1 protein-coding gene is annotated in these 2,208 nt (G+C 65.7%); it reads right to left on the bottom strand.

What is annotated here, in order from left to right; translation table 11 throughout:
* Positions 1 to 137: 137 nt before the first annotated feature.
* Complete coding sequence (ltrA, locus tag ACFWRV_RS36370) at positions 138 to 1,568, bottom strand: group II intron reverse transcriptase/maturase (RefSeq protein WP_384340470.1); 1,431 nt, start codon at positions 1,566 to 1,568, stop codon at positions 138 to 140.
* Positions 1,569 to 2,208 lie beyond the last annotated feature (640 nt).

Here is a 2,208-nt window from a genome sequence, read left to right as displayed (position 1 = left end):
TGGTGAAGTCGGCCCGGGGCGCGGTTCCGGTCTTTCGACCGGCCCGTTTCCCCGGAGCCGCTTCCCGAACCGGGCATGCGACTTGGCACCGCACCCGGCTCTCCACAAGCCCCGAAGGGGGTTCGTGGTGGTTGTTCTCATCCCATGGCGTCCCAGGGAGTAGGAATCGTCAGGCCCCGGTAGCGGTAGCGAGTGGTGCCTACCGTGATCGGGTTGAACAACTCCCGGGTCTCCCCGGTCCACCATGATCGACGGCCGCAATAGCGGCTGAAGATCTTCCTCCGGCCCGTCTTGGGGTGCTTGCGCTGTACCCATCGCCATACCGTGTGCCACATGTAGTTGCGCAGGTAGGAGAAGGTCGCGAAGGACACCCCAGGCCGGAAGTAGGCGCACCAGCCCCGCACTGCCGGATTGATCCGGGCGAGCAGGGCGTCGAGCGGCTGGTTCGTACCGACCTCACGGCACAGTGTCTTGACCTTGGCCATGACGGCCCGCAGGGCCTTCTTGGCCGGGTAGGTGTAGACGTAGTACCGGTTGGTGCCTGGTTTCCGGTGGCGCTGGATGTGCCAGCCGAGGAAGTCCAGGCCCTGTTCGATGTGGGTGATCAGAGTCTTCTCCGGCGACAGGCGCAAGCCCATCGTGGTGAGGACTTCCGCGATCTCTTCGCGTAGCGTTTCGGCGTCTGCCTTGGTGCCGTGGACCATCAGGCACCAGTCGTCCGCGTACCGGACCAGCCGGTAGTTGGGCAGACCTCGGCGTCGACGCCTCCGGCGCTCGTTGAGATCAGTTCCGGCGCCTCCCGCCGCCTGGGCGATGTGCTCGTCCAGGACCGAGAGAGCGACGTTGCTGAGCAACGGCGAAAGGATCGAACCCTGCGGGGTGCCGGTGTCGTTGTCCCGCAGCAGGCCGTCCTCGCTGAGGATTCCCGCCTTGAGGAACGCCTTGACCAGGGCCAGGACGCGTTTGTCCCCGACGCGTGCCCGCACCCGCTCCATGAGAGCGGTGTGTGAGATCTCGTCGAAGCAGGCTTTGATGTCGCCTTCCACGATCCACTCGTACTTCTTGGACGTGAGCAGACGCACCTCGGCCACCGCGTCATGAGCCCGGCGGTTCGGGCGGAACCCGTAGGAACACGGGAGGAAATCCGCCTCGAAGATCGGCTCCAGCACCAGCTTCAAGGATGCCTGCACCACCCGATCGGTGATCGTCGCGATCCCCAGACGGCGCAGCTTGCCGCCCGCCTTGGGGATCATCCGCTCCCGCACCGGCATGGGCTGGAAACTACGGTCCTTGATCTGCGACCGCAGCACGTCGAGGAACTCCTCGACTCCGACCCACCGCGCGATGGACGGCGCCGTGCGTCCGTCCACCCCGGCAGTGCGTGCACCCTTGTTGCCCCGCACCCGATCCCAGGCCACCAACAGGAACCCGGGATCGGCAACGAGATTGAACAGGTCGTCGAACCGGCGATGAGGATCATCACGAGCCCAACGGTGCAGCTTGGTCTGGATCTCCAGTACCCGGCGCTCGGCCTTCATCAAGGCCCACTCCAGTTCGTCGGTATTCACCGGCGAAAACCTCCTGACCTTCCAGTACTTCAGCCACTGACTTGCTGGCCCCCTTTGCCCTGCGACCGGCTTTCCCGGTCTCCGCGACGGGTCGTTACTCCCGCGACTACTACGGGGCCTCCGCCCCACCCACGGCCATCAGTCGGCAACGGACCTGCCCACCACCGAACCGGCTGTCCGGCAGCTCGGGCGACCGCGGATGGTTCCCACGTTCACCACACAATCGATCGGTCAGGGAGACGCCCAGCTCTACTCCGGCAGCATCGCCACGCCTACGCCGCAGGCTTTCAACGTGGCCTCCCCACCGGAACAGGAAACCGGCTTCGGAGTTGACCCGCCCGTCCGAAGACGCGCAGGTCACGCGCTGCATACCGGCCCGTATCCACCAGGTTTGAGCCGGCTCACTGCTTACGGAGCTTCAACCACTGGTTCGCTTTCGCTACACCTTCTGACCTCGCTAGACGGACCCGCACCGTCCGGTAGTCCCGGCACGTCCCGCCGTTGTCGGGGCTGCTTGCCGCCCTCCCCGGCGTTCCCCGGGTCAGGCTGCCCCCAGCTTCACCAGACCGCTGCGACGACCCGGCGGTGGTGGTCTTTCACCTCCACTCGATTGCATAGCGCCTCGTGGCGCACTCCTGTG

It is taken from the genome of Streptomyces sp. NPDC058576 (assembly GCF_042718715.1).
Classification (GTDB): Bacteria; Actinomycetota; Actinomycetes; order Streptomycetales; family Streptomycetaceae; genus Streptomyces.
This window is presented reverse-complemented; position numbering and strand designations above follow the sequence as displayed.